Source organism: Microbacterium sp. AC145 (assembly GCF_979258505.1).
This window is the reverse complement of record NZ_OZ409859.1, coordinates 1524112-1540035: the sequence shown is the minus strand read 5'-3', so window position 1 is coordinate 1540035 and position 15924 is coordinate 1524112. Positions and strand designations below refer to the sequence as shown.

Annotated in this window: 15 protein-coding genes; 8 read left to right on the top strand and 7 right to left on the bottom strand. The window is 67.6% G+C overall.

All coding sequences use genetic code 11. The features are described from left to right. Positions 1–11 precede the first annotated feature (11 nt). On the bottom strand, positions 12–506 hold the full coding sequence (locus tag ACZZZN_RS07605; RefSeq protein ID WP_463504560.1) for a DUF3515 family protein: 495 nt from the start codon (positions 504–506) through the stop codon (positions 12–14). Between the two features lie 23 nt (positions 507–529). Between ACZZZN_RS07605 and thiL the strand changes: the two genes are divergently transcribed. Further along, positions 530–1525, top strand: a complete 996-nt coding sequence (gene thiL / locus ACZZZN_RS07600) for a thiamine-phosphate kinase (RefSeq protein WP_463504559.1) — start codon at positions 530–532, stop codon at positions 1523–1525. On the opposite strand, the gene rsmD is transcribed toward thiL, so the two are convergent. Then, entirely contained in the window at positions 1495–2088 is a 594-nt protein-coding gene (rsmD, locus tag ACZZZN_RS07595; RefSeq protein ID WP_463504558.1) for a 16S rRNA (guanine(966)-N(2))-methyltransferase RsmD, read from the bottom strand. The genes thiL and rsmD overlap by 31 nt on opposite strands. A 67-nt stretch (positions 2089–2155) precedes the next feature. Between rsmD and ACZZZN_RS07590 the strand changes: the two genes are divergently transcribed. The 6 genes from ACZZZN_RS07590 to mutM all read left to right on the top strand — a co-directional run bounded on the left by ACZZZN_RS07590 (position 2156) and on the right by mutM (position 7266). Then, the gene (locus ACZZZN_RS07590; RefSeq protein WP_463504557.1) at positions 2156–4330 is read left to right on the top strand and encodes an ATP-dependent DNA helicase RecG; all 2175 of its coding nucleotides are present in this window, start codon (positions 2156–2158) and stop codon (positions 4328–4330) included. Between the two features lie 30 nt (positions 4331–4360). Beyond that, positions 4361–4858 carry a pantetheine-phosphate adenylyltransferase gene (gene coaD / locus ACZZZN_RS07585; RefSeq protein WP_463504556.1) on the top strand — a complete coding sequence of 166 codons (498 nt, stop codon included), beginning with the start codon at positions 4361–4363 and terminating at the stop codon, positions 4856–4858. Between the two features lie 135 nt (positions 4859–4993). Further along, entirely contained in the window at positions 4994–5488 is a 495-nt protein-coding gene (locus tag ACZZZN_RS07580) for a YceD family protein (RefSeq protein ID WP_463506564.1), read from the top strand. A gap of 2 nt (positions 5489–5490) precedes the next feature. Continuing rightward, positions 5491–5700: a 50S ribosomal protein L32 gene (gene rpmF / locus ACZZZN_RS07575; protein WP_017830754.1), complete on the top strand. Its 210-nt coding sequence runs from the start codon at positions 5491–5493 to the stop codon at positions 5698–5700. 17 nt (positions 5701–5717) lie between these two features. After that, positions 5718–6410 carry a ribonuclease III gene (gene rnc, locus ACZZZN_RS07570; RefSeq protein ID WP_463504555.1) on the top strand — a complete coding sequence of 231 codons (693 nt, stop codon included), beginning with the start codon at positions 5718–5720 and terminating at the stop codon, positions 6408–6410. Then, on the top strand, positions 6403–7266 hold the full coding sequence (mutM, locus tag ACZZZN_RS07565) for a bifunctional DNA-formamidopyrimidine glycosylase/DNA-(apurinic or apyrimidinic site) lyase (RefSeq protein WP_463504554.1): 864 nt from the start codon (positions 6403–6405) through the stop codon (positions 7264–7266). Before rnc ends, mutM begins: the two co-directional genes overlap by 8 nt. A 6-nt stretch (positions 7267–7272) precedes the next feature. Here the strand turns inward: mutM and ACZZZN_RS07560 are convergent, their stop codons facing one another. The 5 genes from ACZZZN_RS07560 to ACZZZN_RS07540 all read right to left on the bottom strand — a co-directional run bounded on the left by ACZZZN_RS07560 (position 7273) and on the right by ACZZZN_RS07540 (position 11829). Continuing rightward, positions 7273–8595: a permease gene (locus ACZZZN_RS07560; protein WP_463504553.1), complete on the bottom strand. Its 1323-nt coding sequence runs from the start codon at positions 8593–8595 to the stop codon at positions 7273–7275. Further along, positions 8592–9287 (bottom strand): ABC transporter ATP-binding protein, encoded by a 696-nt coding sequence (locus ACZZZN_RS07555; RefSeq protein ID WP_463504552.1) that lies wholly within the window; start codon positions 9285–9287, stop codon positions 8592–8594. Before ACZZZN_RS07555 ends, ACZZZN_RS07560 begins: the two co-directional genes overlap by 4 nt. 85 nt (positions 9288–9372) lie before the next feature. Then, positions 9373–10452: a GNAT family N-acetyltransferase gene (locus ACZZZN_RS07550; RefSeq protein WP_463504551.1), complete on the bottom strand. Its 1080-nt coding sequence runs from the start codon at positions 10450–10452 to the stop codon at positions 9373–9375. Then, positions 10449–11537: a GNAT family N-acetyltransferase gene (locus ACZZZN_RS07545; protein WP_463504550.1), complete on the bottom strand. Its 1089-nt coding sequence runs from the start codon at positions 11535–11537 to the stop codon at positions 10449–10451. The genes ACZZZN_RS07550 and ACZZZN_RS07545 overlap by 4 nt, the downstream gene beginning before the upstream one ends. A 13-nt stretch (positions 11538–11550) precedes the next feature. Continuing rightward, a complete protein-coding gene (locus ACZZZN_RS07540; RefSeq protein WP_463504549.1) occupies positions 11551–11829 on the bottom strand; it encodes a hypothetical protein in 279 nt (92 codons plus the stop codon). A 542-nt stretch (positions 11830–12371) separates the two neighbouring features. Here ACZZZN_RS07540 and smc point away from each other — a divergent pair. Further along, positions 12372–15917: a chromosome segregation protein SMC gene (gene smc / locus ACZZZN_RS07535; RefSeq protein WP_463504548.1), complete on the top strand. Its 3546-nt coding sequence runs from the start codon at positions 12372–12374 to the stop codon at positions 15915–15917. Positions 15918–15924: the final 7 nt, after the last annotated feature.

Sequence of the window (15924 nt, the reverse complement as noted above, 5' to 3'; positions counted from 1 at the left end):
GAGGTGGGCGTTCAGCCCGCCTCGGACTCGCCTGTGGTCGGCACTCGATCCGTGCACCGTGCGGTGGCGGGTGCGAGCCCTGACTGGATGCTCGTCGACAGGCTCTCGACGACGGTGCGGAAGTCGATGGAGTCGCCGCGGCGGATGATGACCTCGATCGCCGGATCGCGACCGTAGGTCACGAGTCGCTGCCGCTCCTCCTCCTGCTCGAGTACGAGCCAGTCCACGCTGCCGATCGTCGTGCAGACCTCGGTGGAGGGCGCGGGCGGCTCGACACCGCACCGGAGCACGACGGTCGGGTCGCCCCAGGCTCCGGTCGCCTGCGCGTCAGTCCAGACGCGATCCAGTTCACCGACCGCGTCGGGCAGCAGAACGGAGACTTCGGCGCACCCCGGATCATTCGCGTTCGACGCGGGCTCGAGGTGGATCGTGGTCGAGCACCCGGAGAGCGCCGCGACGAATGCCAGTGCGCCGGCGACGACGGTGAGACGGCGGAAGCGGGGCATGCATCCAGGCTACCTTTGACTGCATGCCCTCCCGACCTGACGATGACGATCCGCGCCTGGGAGACCTCTCTGAGGGAGAGATCCTCCGTGCGATCCTCGCGCGGACCGCGCCCGGATCGCACACCCTCCTCGGGCCCGGTGATGACGCCGCCGTGATCGCGGCCCCGTCCGGGAGCATCGTCGCCACCACCGACACTCTCGTGCACGGCCCCGACTTCCGCCTGGCCTGGTCGAGCGGCTACGACCTGGGCTGGAAATCTGCGGCCGTGAATCTCGCGGACGTCGCGGCGATGGGTGCTCGCCCCACTGCGCTGCTGGTCGCGCTGGCCGTGCCTCGAGATCTGCGCCTGTCATTCGTGGAGAGTCTCGCCGACGGCCTTCGCGAAGCCTGCCAGGCTCTCGCCCCCGGCTGCGCCGTCGTCGGGGGCGATCTGACGGTGTCGGACGTGCTCACGGTCGCAGTGACGGCCCTGGGCGATCTCGAGGGGCGCGCACCCGTCACCCGGGCTGGAGCCAACGTCGGCGACGTCGTCGCCGTGGCCGGTGAGCTGGGACATGCCGCGCACGGGCTCGCGGTTCTCTTCGGTCGCTTCCGCGAGGGCGAGCTCCCGATCCCTGTCGACGTCGGACGGCTCGGCGAGGGCGAGAGATCGGCGCTCGTCGCGCAGCTGCGACCTTCCCCGCCGATCGGCCTCGGTCCCGTCGCCGCGCTGGCGGGCGCGACCGCGATGATGGACGTCTCGGACGGGCTGGTGCTCGACGCCCGACGTCTCGCGTCAGCGTCCGGGATCACTCTGTCCCTCGACGGGACGGCTCTGGGGAAGCATCCCGAACGAGCCCTTGCAGGTGGGGAGGACCATGCGCTCCTCGCGACCTTCCCCGCCGGGTCGCTGCCGCCGGGGTTCCGTGGCATCGGATCAGTGGTTGCACGGAGCGACGAGGGAGTCTTGGTCGATGGCGTGCCCGTCGACGTGACGGGATGGGATCCCTACCGGGACTGGGATTCCGCGTCGGGCTGAGGGATCACCGGTTCCGCCCACCAGAGGGTCGTGTCGCCGTAGTTCTTCTCGCGGATCAGCTCGAGGCCTGCCGCAGCGAGCTCGGGGGGTGTCGAACGCCGCGCGCGCTCGATGATCACGAGAGCATCCGGCGACAGAAGCGTTGCGAGTGCCATGAGGTCGGCTGTCATGGCCTCGTCGGCCAGATCGTACGGCGGATCGGAGAACACGAGATCGAACGTTCCCGCGCTGCGCTGCAGGAACGAGCGAACTGTGCTCTCGTGCACACGTGCGAGGGGCAGGTCTCCGGCCCTGGCGACGGTCTCGGCGTTACGGCGCACCACGGCGGCCGCAGGGCGGCCGTACTCCACCAGATCTGCCGTGGACGCGCCACGACTGAGTGATTCCAGGCCCAGGGCACCGGACCCGGCGTAGAGATCGAGGACGCGCGCCCCGGCGAAGACGTCGATCGACTCGAGGGCGCCGAAGAGAGACTCTCGTACCCTGTCGCTCGTGGGGCGGGTCCCTGCGGGGGGCACGCCCAAGCGGGCTCCACGCGCCTTGCCTGCGATGATCCTCGTCACCCGTTCACGATATACGGCGGGCGGTCGCGTGATCGGCAGTGTCGGCGTCGCCTTCTAGACTCATTCCATGTCGCTCACGCTCGATTCCTCACTGGAGGAGGCCCTCGGTGCCACCCCGGCGAAGAGCCTGGAGCGGGCATTCGCGCTGAAGTCGGTCGGTGATCTTCTCTCGCACTACCCGCGGCGCTATGCAGACCCCGGCGAGCTGACGCCGATTCGTGAGCTGCCGCTCGGCGAGACCGTCACGATCGTCGCCGAGGTGCTGTCCTCGAGCGCGCGCGCCATGCGCAACAGACGCGGCGCGATGGTCGACGTGGTCATCGGAGACGGCATCGGCAAGATGTCGTTGACCTTCTTCGCGAAGAATCTCGGCGCGGCGAAATGGCGCTCGGAAGACCTCGCCGTGGGCCGGCGCGGCGTCTTCTCCGGCAAGGTGGGGGAGTTCAACGGCGTCACGCAGTTCGCGCATCCCGAGTATGAGCTGTTCGATGACGAAGACGCAGCACGGCGCCGTGCCGATGCCCGAGCTGCCGTTCTGATCCCGATCTATCCGGCCACGGCGAGCCTGCAGACGTGGCAGATCGCGAAGTTCGTCACGCGAGTGCTGGACGCCGTCGACGATGTTCCCGAGCCGCTCGCCGCCGACGTGCGTGCCCGCGAAGAGCTGCTCACCGCGCGCGATGCTCTCGAGCAGATCCACAGACCCAAGACCCGCAACGACATCGACCCCGCGGTGCGCACCCTGCGCATGCACGAGGCCTTGACGCTGCAGACCGCGCTGCTCCAGCAGCGTGACGCCGTGCGCTCGCTCGCGGCGACGGCCCGACCTGCGAAGAGCGGGGGGCTGCTCGAGCGGTTCGACGCATCATTGCCGTACTCGTTGACGCCTGATCAGCAGACGGTGGGAGAACAGGTCACGGCCGATCTGGTCGGATCCTGGCCGATGAATCGCTTGGTGCAGGGCGAGGTGGGCTCCGGCAAGACCCTCGTGGCCTTGCGAGCGATGCTTCAGGTCGCCGAGTCCGGCGGGCAGGCCGCACTCATCGCCCCGACCGAGGTTCTGGCGGGACAACACCTGCGCTCGATCTCCAAGATGCTCGGCCCCCAGCTCGCACCGCTCGTGATGCCGACGCTGTTGACCGGACAGATGCCGGCTGCCGAACGTCGAAAGGCGGCGCTGCGCGTGGCGTCCGGGCAGGCGCTCATCGTGGTCGGAACGCATGCGCTGCTGGGCGAGAAGACCACTTTCGCCGATCTCGGCCTCGTCGTGGTCGACGAGCAGCACCGTTTCGGTGTCGAGCAGCGCGAGGCCTTGCGGGCCAAAGGATCGAGTCCACACGCCCTGGTGCTGACGGCGACCCCGATTCCGCGCACCGTGGCGATGACGGTGTTCGGCGATCTCGACACCTCCGTGATCCGCACGATGCCGAAGGGACGTGCGGGCATCGAGTCGTTCGTGGCGCCACTCGCCGAGCATCCGGGGTGGTTCAACCGAGTGTGGGAGCGTGCAGCCGAGGAGATCGCTCAGGGCCGCCAGGTGTTCGCGGTGTGTGCGGCGATCGATACGACGAAGAAGACCGCGGAAGCGGGCGAGCCCGTCGCTGTCCAGCCTGAGGGCGCTTCGGGCCCACGATGGGGAGTCGTACAGCTCGACGAAGCGCTCGCGACGCACCCGACGCTGGGAGGTCTACGGCGCGCGGTGCTGCATGGACGGATGCCGTCCGACGAGAAGGACGCGGTCATGCAGGCGTTCGCGCGTGGCGAGATCGACCTGCTGCTGGCGACCACGGTGATCGAGGTGGGCGTGGACGTTCCGAACGCGTCGACGATGATCGTCCTCGACGCCGACCGCTTCGGCGTGTCGCAGCTTCATCAGCTCCGTGGTCGCGTCGGACGAGGCGGTGTCCCGGGTCTGTGCCTCCTCGTGACGGAGGCCGAAGAGGGATCCGTCGCGCGTGAGCGCGTCGAAGCGGTCGCGGCCACACTCGACGGGTTCGCTCTCGCGGAGGTCGATCTGGAGCTGCGCGGTGAGGGCGATGTGCTCGGTGCCGCGCAGGCGGGCGTGCGCTCCTCGCTCAAACTCCTCCGTGTCGTGAAGGACTCCCGTCTCATCGTGAGGGCCCGCGAGCTCGCAGAGGTGATTCTGGCGGAGGACCCCGACCTCGAGGCGAACCCCGGGCTCAAGGCAGCCATCACTCGCCGCGTCAGCGACGAGGATCGTGCCGCGCTCGCCAAGAACTGAGCCGCCCGAGGAGTGCTTTAGGCTGTTGGCATGAGCAGTCGGATCGCCGTCGTCCCGGGTTCGTTCGATCCGCCGACCCTGGGTCACCTCGACGTGATCCGTCGCGCGGCCAAGCTGTATGACGAGCTCCATGTGCTCGTCGTGCACAACCCGGGCAAGGAGGCGATGCTGCCGATCTCGCAGCGTATGTCGTTGCTCGAGCAGTCGATCGCCGAAGACGGGATGGACGGCAATGTCGTCATCGGCTCGTGGAGCATGGGCCTGCTCGTGGACTATGCGCGTGACGTGGGTGCCGGGGTACTCGTCAAAGGCATCCGCTCTCAGATCGACGTCGCGTACGAGTCGCCGATGGCCATCGTCAACCGCCACCTCGCCGATATCGAGACCGTCTTCCTGCTGCCGGATCCCGCGCACGCACTCGTGTCGAGTTCTCTCGTGCGGCAGGTGGCCGGCCTCGGCGGCGATGTCGCGCCGTTCGTTCCGCGGGCTGTCGCGGCGTTCCTCGACACGGGATCCCGCGGCATCTGAGCGAGGTCCCGGTCCTCGCGCTCAGCTCGGAACCAGCCGAGGAGTCCGTGGAGCCGGTACCATTGCGGGGTGCGTTCCCGACTCAATGGCCCCTTCGTCCTCCCCGTCCGCGACATCGTCCGCAAGCCGGGGGAGATGCGCGAGCATGAATTCAGAGTGACGCTTCCCGAGGCCTGGGGCGAGGGAATCGTGTCCTATGAGGCAGGTTCCGAGCTCGACCTCGACGTGCGTCTGGAGTCCGTCCACGAGGGCATTCTGGTGTCGGGAGCGCTCGACGCCGACTACTCCGGTGTGTGCGGAAGATGCCTCATCGACATCACTCGGCCCGTCGAAGTCGAGTTCCAGGAGCTTTTCGCGTATCCTGGTGAGGAAGAAACTGACTTCGAGGTTCAAGACGACCACGTGGATCTTGAAACTCTGGTCAGGGATGCTGCCGTACTGGCACTTCCTTTTCAGCCGGTCTGTCAGCCGGATTGCCCGGGTCTCGACCCGGAAACGGGCGAGAGGCTGACCGAGAGAACCGGAATGGAGCAGGCCGCTCCCATCGATCCTCGATGGAGTGCGCTCCAGAACATCACAGACCAAGACGGCGCGGAAGAATCTCGCGCCGCCGAGAAAGAAGAGAGCTAGTCATGGCTGGTAACCCCCCGAAGCGCAAGGTATCCCGTTCGAACACCCGCTCGCGCCGCGCGCAGTGGAAGGCGGCGCCCGTCGCGCTCGTCAAGACGATCGAGAACGGCCAGGTCGTCTACAGCCGTCCCCACCAGGCGAAGGTCGTCACCGACTCGCAGGGCACCGAGCTGTTCCTCGAGTACAAGGGCCGCAAGGTCGCCGACGTCTGAGTCGCGACATCACGGTTGTGACAGAGGTCGACGGAGCGTCGAGACCTCTCCCCGAGAAGCTCCGCGTCGATATCGACGCGGAGCTTCTGGAGTTGGCGCTCACGCATCGCTCGTACGCGTACGAGCACGGTGCGATTCCGCACAATGAGCGACTGGAGTTCCTCGGCGACTCCGTTCTCGGCCAGGCGGTCACCGTGATGCTTTTCACGACCCTTCCCGAGCTCGATGAGGGGTCGCTGGCCAAACGGCGCGCGAGCGTCGTCTCGACGGTCGCCCTCGCCGAAGTAGCCCGTGGCATAGACCTCGGCAGCCATCTTCGTCTCGGACGCGGCGAAGAGCAGACCGGCGGTCGCGACAAGGACTCGATCCTCGCTGACACGATGGAAGCGGTGATCGGTGCCACCTATCTGTCGGCGGGCCCGGAGGCCGCGACCGAGCTGGTGCTCCGTCTGACCGCACCGCTGCTCGCGGACCCGGAGCGCTATGGCGCCGCGATGGATCCGAAGACGAGCCTGCAGGAGATCGCCGCTCGTCAGGGAAGTGCCCCTCCCCAGTACTCCGTCGAAGCGAGCGGTCCCGATCACGATCGCCGGTTCGTGGCGACGGTGGTCGTCGGAGAACTCACCATGACAGGCAGAGGCAGCAGCAAGAAGACGGCGGAGATGGCCGCCGCGCTCAGCGCGTGGCGTGTACTCGACGAAAGTGCCTGAGCTTCCCGAGGTCGAGGTCGTCAGAGCCGGGCTCGCACCGGCGACGACCGGCTCGATGATCACAGGCGTCAGCGTGTTCGATGAGCGCGCACTGACCAGACACGCGGCGGGCGCCCCTGATTTCGTCGCTCGTCTGGAAGGCCGCAGATTCACCGATGCTGCGCGTCGTGGAAAGTTCCTGTGGCTTCCGCTCGACGATGGCGACTCGGCGCTCATCGCGCATCTCGGGATGAGCGGGCAGATGCTGCTCCGCGCTCCCGATGCAGGTGCAGAGCGGCATGAGCGCATCCGCCTGACCATCGAGCACCCTCGGCACGGGGAGCTGGCCGTGGTGTTCGCCGACCAGCGCACTTTCGGGTCCCTCGCCGTGGATCTGCTCGTGCCCGACGGTCCGACGTCGATTCCGACTCAGGTCACGCACATCGCGAGGGATCCGCTCGACCCGTTCTTCGATGATGACGTCTTCGTTCGGGCCACCCGCAGGCGGGGGAGCGCGATCAAGCGTGTACTGCTCGACCAGCAGGTGATCAGCGGCGTCGGAAACATCTATGCCGACGAGTCGCTCTGGGCCGCGCGGATTCACCCTGACTCCGCGGCGAGTGGGCTCTCGGCTCGAGCCGTGATGAGGCTGCTCGCCGAGGTCCGCTCCGTCCTCGCGAAAGCTCTCGCAGAGGGCGGCACCAGCTTCGACGCGCAGTACGTGAATGTGAACGGTCAGGCCGGGTACTTCGCGCATTCGCTCAACGCCTACGGCCGCGGCGGCCAGCCCTGCCCGCGTTGCGGGGGCCTGATCCGGCGCGAGGCGTTCATGAATCGCTCGAGCCACTACTGCCCGAGGTGCCAGCGCCGTCGCTGACCGGGATCACGCCTCATGGAACGCTCCGGCGAGAAGAGGCCTTGTCGCCCGCGTGCTCGCCCAGACCAGGGCGATTCCGACTGCCAAGACGACTGCGATCGTGAGCAGCGACTCGGGGGTGGTGATCAGGGCGATCCCGAGGAGTGGGAACACCAGGACCCCCGCGCACACGGCCGAGCCGATCGCGACGGTGAGCAGGGGTGACATGATCGCCGATCGTCGGGCTTCGTCCATGGTCTCGAACGGCATTCCCAAGCGATGCAGACTGGCGTGCAGTTCGCGGTGGTCGAGCACGGATGCCGCCTGATTCACCCCGACGGACGCTGCCACCATGAGGAACGATGCACTGAGGGTGATGATGAGTCCGGTGCGGATGTCGGTGGCGAGTGCAGCATCGGCGGCGTTGACGTCTTCGCCGGACATCACGTTCAGAAGTGAGACACCGGTGCCCACGAACACGGCGATGAAGCTGGTCATCGCGATGCCGCTCACCTGACGCCACGCAGACTTGGGAGAGTCGAGCACGAGGCGAGCCGCGAGCAGCCCTGCCGGGTGCTGTGCCCGGCGCAGTCGACGGGAGGCTCCGATTCTGAGGATCCACGGACCGATCACATTGAGCACGGCGAGCGCGATTCCGAACAGGGAGGCCAGCACCGCGATCGTCACTCCGAGGTCGGCGATCGAGGGGAACACCTTCATCATCACGAAGATGCCCGCCAGGGCTGCCGCTCCGACGAGCGCGCGAAGCCAATGCACGCGCGACGCCGTCGTGCGCAGACGCACACCGAGCGGAGAGATGATCACGCGACGGAGCCCGAACGCTGCGCTGGCCGCTGAGACGAGCAGGACCACGAGAACCACACCCGCGCCGCCGAGCGGAGAGAGGAGCACCGAATCGAGGCCGAGCGGGATGCCGCGGAACGGGATCATTCCGACGAGGGGTGAGATGGCGAGGTGCACGAGCACCCCGATGAGAGCGCCGGCTGTGGCGACCAGCACCGATTCGAGGATCGTCGCGACGCCGACGCCGAGGGGCGTCACACCCAGCAGCCGCAGAGTGGAGAGACGTTCGTCGCGTCGGCGGGCGGAGAGGCGTGCCGCCGCTCCTCCCAGATTCATCAGTGGCACGACCAGGAGGACCAGTGCGATGGCAGCGAGCGCCTGGTAGACGGGTGCCTCCGGATCGGTCCACGACCAGAAGGCCTGGGCGCCTCCGACGACGGTCAGCACGAGCGCGGTCACGATGGAGAAGGCCACGACGGGGAGGACGAGCACTGCGCTCTGCTGCTTCGCCGGGCGGAGCAGCAGCATGAGTGTCTGTGCGTTCATGCAGACACCTCCGTCCCGACGATCCGGCCGTCGCGCACTGCGACCGTGCGGGAGCACCGCGCAGCCACTTCGGCGTCGTGTGTGACGACCAGGAGCGTGCGTCCCTGCCCTGTCGTCGACCACAGCAGGGCGTCCATCACCTCGTGAGACGTCTGCGAGTCGAGTGCTCCGGTCGGCTCGTCCGCGAACACGAGGTCGGCGCCGGTCGCCTGAGCGCGAGCGATCGCGACTCGCTGGGCCTGGCCGCCCGACAGTTCACCGATGCGGCGCTCCTCCATGCCTCCGAGTCCGAGTGCGACGAGCCAGGAGGCGGCGTGGGAGACGGCATCCGCGCGCTTCACGCCGTTGATCATCGATGCGAGCGCCACGTTCTCGACCGCAGTGAGTTCCGGGATCAGCAGACCCTGCTGGAAGACGAACCCGAATCGTTCGCGGCGCAGACGGGACCGAGCCGATTCGCCGAGCCCGCCCACGTCGACCGGATCGCCCGCAGACGGCTGGAAGGTGACGGTGCCCGAGTCCGGGGTGATGATCCCGGCGAGGACGTGCAGCAGCGTGGTCTTCCCCGACCCCGACGCTCCCATGATCGCCACGGACTCGCCGCGGCGGATCGTCAGATCCACCCCGGCGAGTGCACGTGTCGTGCCGTAGGTCTTGGTCAGGGAGCGGGCTTCGAGCACAGAGGTGTTCATGACTCCAGCGTCGCGGTGGGCACCCGACCGCCGCATCGGTCGCTCGGTGTATCCGTCGTCGGACGGATACGCCGAGCGGATGATCTCAGAGTCTCTTCTGCCACGCTCCGGCGTACGACACCGGTGTGAAGCCCACGGCCTCGTTGATGCTCAGCATCGGACGGTTCTCTTCCGCGTTGAAGGTGGAGACGGCCTGGGACAGCGGCATCCGGTCCTGCCAATGCAGCAGGTTGGCGCACTTGACGATGGTTCCGAGGCGGTGTCCGCGATGTTCGCTCACGACGAGCGTGCCGAGCTGATGGGTGATGCCCGTCCGGTCGGCACCGACGAGCAGCTCGTTGTACGCGACGATCGCGCCACTGGGCACGTGCTCCACCACCACGACGGAGAGCGCTTGACCTGCCCCGGTGAGTCGGTGCTCGCGACGGACCACCCGGTCGGCATCCCAGACCTCGGCGACGAAGTCCATGTCGCCGCTCGGGGCGTCCGTCGACAGGCGCGCGAGGATCGCCGCGTAACCTTCTCTGCGGCTCGCGGGCGTCGGAGCCATCCACTGGATCACGCGATAGTCAGGTCCGGCAGCGGTCTGAGCCGCCGACAATGCCGCGCGGAGCGGAGCAGGGTCCGAGCGCAGATCGAACTCGCTGTTGCGCTCGACCTGCTCGAACTCGTAGCCGCGGGCCTCGAGTGCATCCGACAGCGGGATCGCCGGGATGCGGCCCCATCCTGTTCTGGGAACGATCATCCGGTCGGCCTCGACAGGGCGGTGGAGCGTCCAGGTCTGCACGAGCGAGCGACCGTGTGCGCGCGCCTCCGTCTCCGCGAGCGAGAGCAGCGCATCTTCGACGCCGCGTCCCCAGAGCCGCTCCGGCACCATCAGATCGATCTCCGCCGCATGGGCATCTTCCTCCTGTGCGTAATCGATCGTGATCATCCCCACGATCTCGTCTCCGAGTCGCGCGACGAATCCGGTGTGCAGAGTGTCGGTACTGTCCTGCCACCCTGCCAGCAGCTGCGCGGCGTCGGGCGCGATCTCAGGCAGGCCGACGAGCTCGTCGCAGATCTGGCGGTTGAGATCCCCGTACGCGCGGAAGTCCGCGCCGTCGGCGTCGTCCATCGACGTGGGGACGATCAGCGCAGAGATCGTCAGCGCGGTGGTCGTCATGTCAGTTCCTTCTTCCAGGCGCCTTCGTAGGCGATGGCGGTGAAGCCCATGGCTTCGTTGATGGAGAGCATCGGCCGATTCTCTTCGGCGTTATAGGTGATGACTTCCTGCGAGGCGGGTGCGATATCTCCCCAGGAGAGCAGGGCGGCGCACTTCACGAGCTGGCCGAGACGATTGCCCCGATGCTCCTTCAGCACGAGAGTGTCGTGCTGGTGCGTCGTCGCGTCGCGGTCCGGGCCGATGCCGAGCTCGGTGAATGCTGCGAGCTCACCTGTCTGGATGTGCTGCGCGACGGTCACCTGCATCGTCTGTTCCATCTCCGCGATGCGATCCTCCATCGCCCTCAGGCGTTCTGCATCCCAGGACTCCTCATCGGTTTCGAGGTCGGCAGACGGCGCATCCGTCGACATCCTCGACTTCAGCCACCCGTATGCCTCGACATGCTCGGCCGGAGTCGTTACGCACCACTGCAGCACCCGGTACTCCGTCGAGAGCCGGCGAGCGTCCTCCACGAGAGCGGCAGCACGGTCCAGCGCAGCGCGATGCAGATCGAGTCGGCTGATCCGGTACACCTGTTCGAGGGTGAATCCCTGTCGAGTCAGGAAACGGGCGACATGATCGTCGGGCACGCTGCCGAACCCGGTGAGTGCGTCTATGCGCGGCCCGTCGCTGGCTTGCTGTTCCGTCCAGTTCTGGATGACGGTGCGGTCGTGGTCGCGGGCGAACGCCTCGATGTGCGGCACGATCGCTGTACCGATGCCGCGACCCCACGCACGCGGATGGATCTCGATGGTGGCGATGGCGACTCGGGAACCCGTCTCGTGCGGAATGTCGACGACGACGCGTCCGACCATCTCGCCGTCAGCGCGTACCACCCAGACCGCGGTCGTCCTCTCCTTCCGGGAGCGGAGGATCGGGAGCAGGGCCTGAGGCGTCAGGTCCTGCTCCCTGCGTCCGGTGAGCTCGCGATAGACGGCATTGCGGAGGCGGGCGAGTTCTCGGAACTCGCCCGCATCCGCGGCATCCGCCCGTGCAGGCAGCACGAGCGGATGCAGCGATGCACCGTCGACGAGGTGAATGCTCATGGTCCTCTCCAGATCAGCGCAGCTGGCGCTGCAGGTCGAACATCATCAGCGCCAAGGGGTCGTCGACGGGGCGATGTCTCCGGTCCAGGCGGACCGAATCGTCAGCGGAGATCGCCGGTCGCCGCTCTCTGTGCGGTCGCTGTGCTCGTCGGAGCAGCCAGAGGCCGATCTTGAGGGAGAGACGATCGGCGAGCGCCAGGCGCCGCAGCTCGTCGGGTGCGGGGAGGTGGAGGACCTGCTGGTCCTCGGTATCCGGTGGGTGGGTGGTTGTGTGGTGCAGCGTGGTGTTCACGGTGATCCTTCGAGATCTTGTGGTGTCGGTGGGGGTCGGAGCGCCGGCGCGGACCGCCGAGAGGCGGCCGGAGGGGCACAGAAGGTCGAGAGCCCGGGCGTCGCGGCAGGCGATCGCCGGGGTCGGCGGGAATCCATGATCCGCGGAGGGATCAGCGGGTGGGCGCGGTGACACGCGGCTGAGGTCTGCCCTTCACGGGGCGGTGCCCTGCGGGTGAAGCAGGGCGGAGTCCTCTTGCTGCGGTTCTACGAAAGCGCAGTGGTGCGGACGCCGGCGGTTACCGAGTGCGCAAGACGCGGCGCGAATGGCGCGGCGAGGCCAGTGGCCTGAGCGTTGAGTGTGATCATCATCGGTAACCTCCTTTCGTGTGGCGATCCGGAGGTTACGGTAGCGAAACCCGGGCGTGTCCGTCAAGCATCTGCAGCGCGGCCCGGCGTGTCGCGCCGTGCACCGGTTCGTTCGGAACCCGCGCGGGATCCTTGTCCTGAGCCGTCATTCCGGTAGCGTATGGGCGTGATTCACCCCGGAAGCGCGGCCCGCGCATGCATCTGAAGAGCCTGACCCTCAAAGGGTTCAAGTCCTTCGCGCAGCCGACCAGCTTCGTCTTCGAACCGGGCGTGACCTGCATCGTCGGCCCCAATGGGTCAGGCAAGTCGAACGTCGTCGATGCTCTCGCCTGGGTCATGGGCGAGCAGGGGGCGAAGACGCTCCGCGGCGGCAAGATGGAAGACGTGATCTTCGCGGGCACGTCGACTCGCGGTCCGCTGGGGCGCGCCGAGGTGCAGCTCACGATCGACAACAGCGACGGTGCATTGCCCATCGACTACGCCGAGGTCACGATCAGCAGAACGCTGTTCCGAAACGGTTCGAGCGAGTATGCGATCAACGGCGAGAACTGTCGTCTTCTCGATGTGCAGGAACTCCTGAGCGATTCCGGTCTCGGCCGCGAGATGCACGTGATCGTGGGGCAGGGGCGCCTCGACACGGTGCTCCAGGCATCGCCGGAGGACCGTCGCGGCTTCATCGAGGAGGCTGCCGGCATCCTCAAGCACCGGCGCCGCAAGGAGAAGACCCTTCGCAAACTCGATGCGATGGAGACCAATCTGACGCGCCTGAGCGACCTCGCCGGAGAGATCCGGCGTCAGCTCAAGCCGCTCGGCAGACAGGCTGAGATCGCCCGCGAGGCGCAGACCATCGCGGCGGTCGTCCGGGATGCCAAGGCGCGTATCTTCGCAGACGACGTCGTGGCGCTCCGCACCGCTCTCGCCGATCACACGCGCACCGAGCAGGAACGACACACCGAGCGCCTGGTGCTGTCGGACCAGGCGGAGGCCGTGCGAGGGAGCATCGCGCGCCTCGAGCAGGACCAGAACTCGGTCGCCGTCGACCAGGCGAGGGGAGTGGCCTTCGGATTGGAGCAGGTTCAGGAGCGGATGCGGGGGCTCTTCACTCTCGCCAACCAGCGGCTCGCGCTCCTCGGATCCGAAGAGGACGACGCCGCTGTCACCGCCGTGACCGTGACGCAGAGCACGATCGACGAGGCGCAGGACGAGATCACCGAGATCTCGGCGGGCCTCGGCGACGCCCAGGATGCGGCGACGGTCGCAAGTCGCGAGGTCGTGCATGCACGCGCCGAGCTCGACACGCTCGATGTGGACATCGCCGAGCAGAGCGCTCTGGTCTCCGAGTACGACATGCGGCTCAGCACGCTCCGCGGAACGGCTGACGCTGCGGCATCCGCCCTTGCCGCAGTGCGCGGTGCCGTGCTGCGTCAGGAGAACGCGCTGGACGCCGCGACTACTCGTCGCCGTGAGGCCGCTGAAGCACTGGAGACGATCGACGATGCGGAAGCCCCTGAGGGAACGGCGGCTGAGCATTCGGCTGCGTATGAGACCGCGCAGCGGGCGGCGACAGCTGCAGAGGCCGAGCGCGAGACGCTTCGGGAGCGTCTGCATGCTGCCGAGCGCGAGGTCGACTCGCTCACCGCGAAGTCGGCGGCACTGGGAAGTGCGCTCTCGATCTCGGGCGGCGCTGCCGAGATCGTGAAGACCGGAGGGGCAGGCATCCGGGGACTTGTCGGCGACTCCGTCCAGGTCAGAGCCGGTTTCGAGGCAGCGATCGCGGCAGTTCTCGGCTCACTCGCCGAAGGGGTTCTCGTGGACCGGGCGTCCGACGCGTTCGCTCTCGCCGAGGATGCTGCGGAGCAGCGCAGGGGCATCGTCGACTTCGTCGTCGCCGACGCCCAGCGACCCACTGTCGATCTGCCCTCGCTCGAAGGAGTGACACCCGCGATCGATACGGTCACCGCTCCTGAGGGAGTGCTCGGAATCCTGGCGCACGTCCTGATCGCCGACGGGCTGGTCTCTGCGCGCACGGCACGCGCGGCGCTCGACGCGATCGGCGACACCGCGACGACGATCGTCACGACAGGGGGCGATGTGATCACCGCCCAGACGCTGCGAACCGGCTCCGGAGGAGAGCGATCGCGCATCGAGCTCGCGGCCGAGCGCGATGCGGCGAACGATCGTCTCGCGGAGGTGCAGGTGATCGTCGATTCGCTGCGAGAAGCACGCGAGGATGCGAACGAGACCGTCGAGAGCACCCGACGTCACGCGAAGGATGCCCTTCGGTCGCTTCGCGAACACGATGCCGCGCTCGCGAGCCACGCGGAGCAGGTCAACCGCATCACCGTGATGCATGAGTCCGCTGTCGCCGAGTGCGAGCGTCTGGAAGCCGGCCTCGCCCAGGCACAGTCCGCTGTCGAGGATGCCGAGGCGAAGGCCGAGGCGGCGAAGACCGAGCTCGAGGGTGCCGTGTCCGCGCCGCGTCCGGTGCTTGACGCATCGGCGCGGGACGGACTGCTCGAGGCGCTCGAACTCGCACGCGAGGGCGAGGTCCGAGCACGGCTCGAGATCGAGACACTGCGCGAGCGGGTGCGCGCGGCCCAGGCGCGTGTCGGAAGTCTCGAACGTCAGCGCGAGCAGGAGCGTGACGCCGCCGCTGAAACGGCCCGCCGCGCGGTGATCCGGCGCGCGCAGCGAGAGGCGGCATCCGGTGTGGCCGACGAGCTCCCGCGAATCCTCGACTCGATCGACAGATCGGTGACAGAGGCGAGGATCGCCCTCGCGGAGGCGGAGGCGGCGCGGTCAGCGCAGAACCAGGAGCTCGTGGCTCTGCGCGCACAGGAGACCTCTCTTCGCGAGCGCCTCGCGGGTCTGACCGAGAGCGTTCACGGACTCGAACTGCAGATCCACGAGAAGAAGCTCCACCTCAACAGCCTGCTCGAACGAGTCGCGTCGGAACTCGCGCTCGATGAAGATATTCTCATTGCGGAATATGGCCCTGAACAGCTGGTTCCCCGCGATCCTGGCCCAGACCACTCCGATGATGGCCACGGAGATGACACAGCGATCCCGTTCGATCGGCGCATCCAGCAGCGTCGACTGGCCGAGGCGGAGCGCAAGCTCGCACAGCTCGGACGCGTCAACCCGCTGGCCCTCGAGGAGTTCGCCGCGCTCGAACAGCGGCACGCGTTCCTGACGGAGCAGCTGGCCGACCTGACACAGACCCGCCAGGATCTGCTGACGATCATCGCCGATCTCGACGAGCGTATGCAGACGATCTTCGCGAGCGCGTTCGAGGACACCAGGGTGGCGTTCGGTGAGGTCTTCCCGTTGCTGTTCCCCGGCGGATCGGGGAGCATCTCGCTCACCGATCCCGACAACATGCTGACGACGGGCATCGAGGTGTCGGTGCGTCCCGTCGGCAAGAAGATCGAGCGCCTGTCGTTGCTCTCCGGAGGTGAGCGATCGCTCGCTGCGGTGGCCCTGCTGGTCGCCATCTTCAAGGCGCGCCCGAGCCCGTTCTACATCCTCGACGAGGTGGAGGCGGCGCTCGACGATGCCAACCTCGGTCGACTGCTCACCGTCTTCGAGCAGCTGCGCGAGAGCTCGCAGCTGCTCGTGATCACGCATCAGAAGCGCACGATGGAGATCGCGGATGCGCTCTACGGTGTCTCGATGCGCCAGGACGGCGTATCCGCTGTGGTGGGTCAACGTGTCGGCGATCGTGCCGCAGCAGCAGGCTGACCCGAGC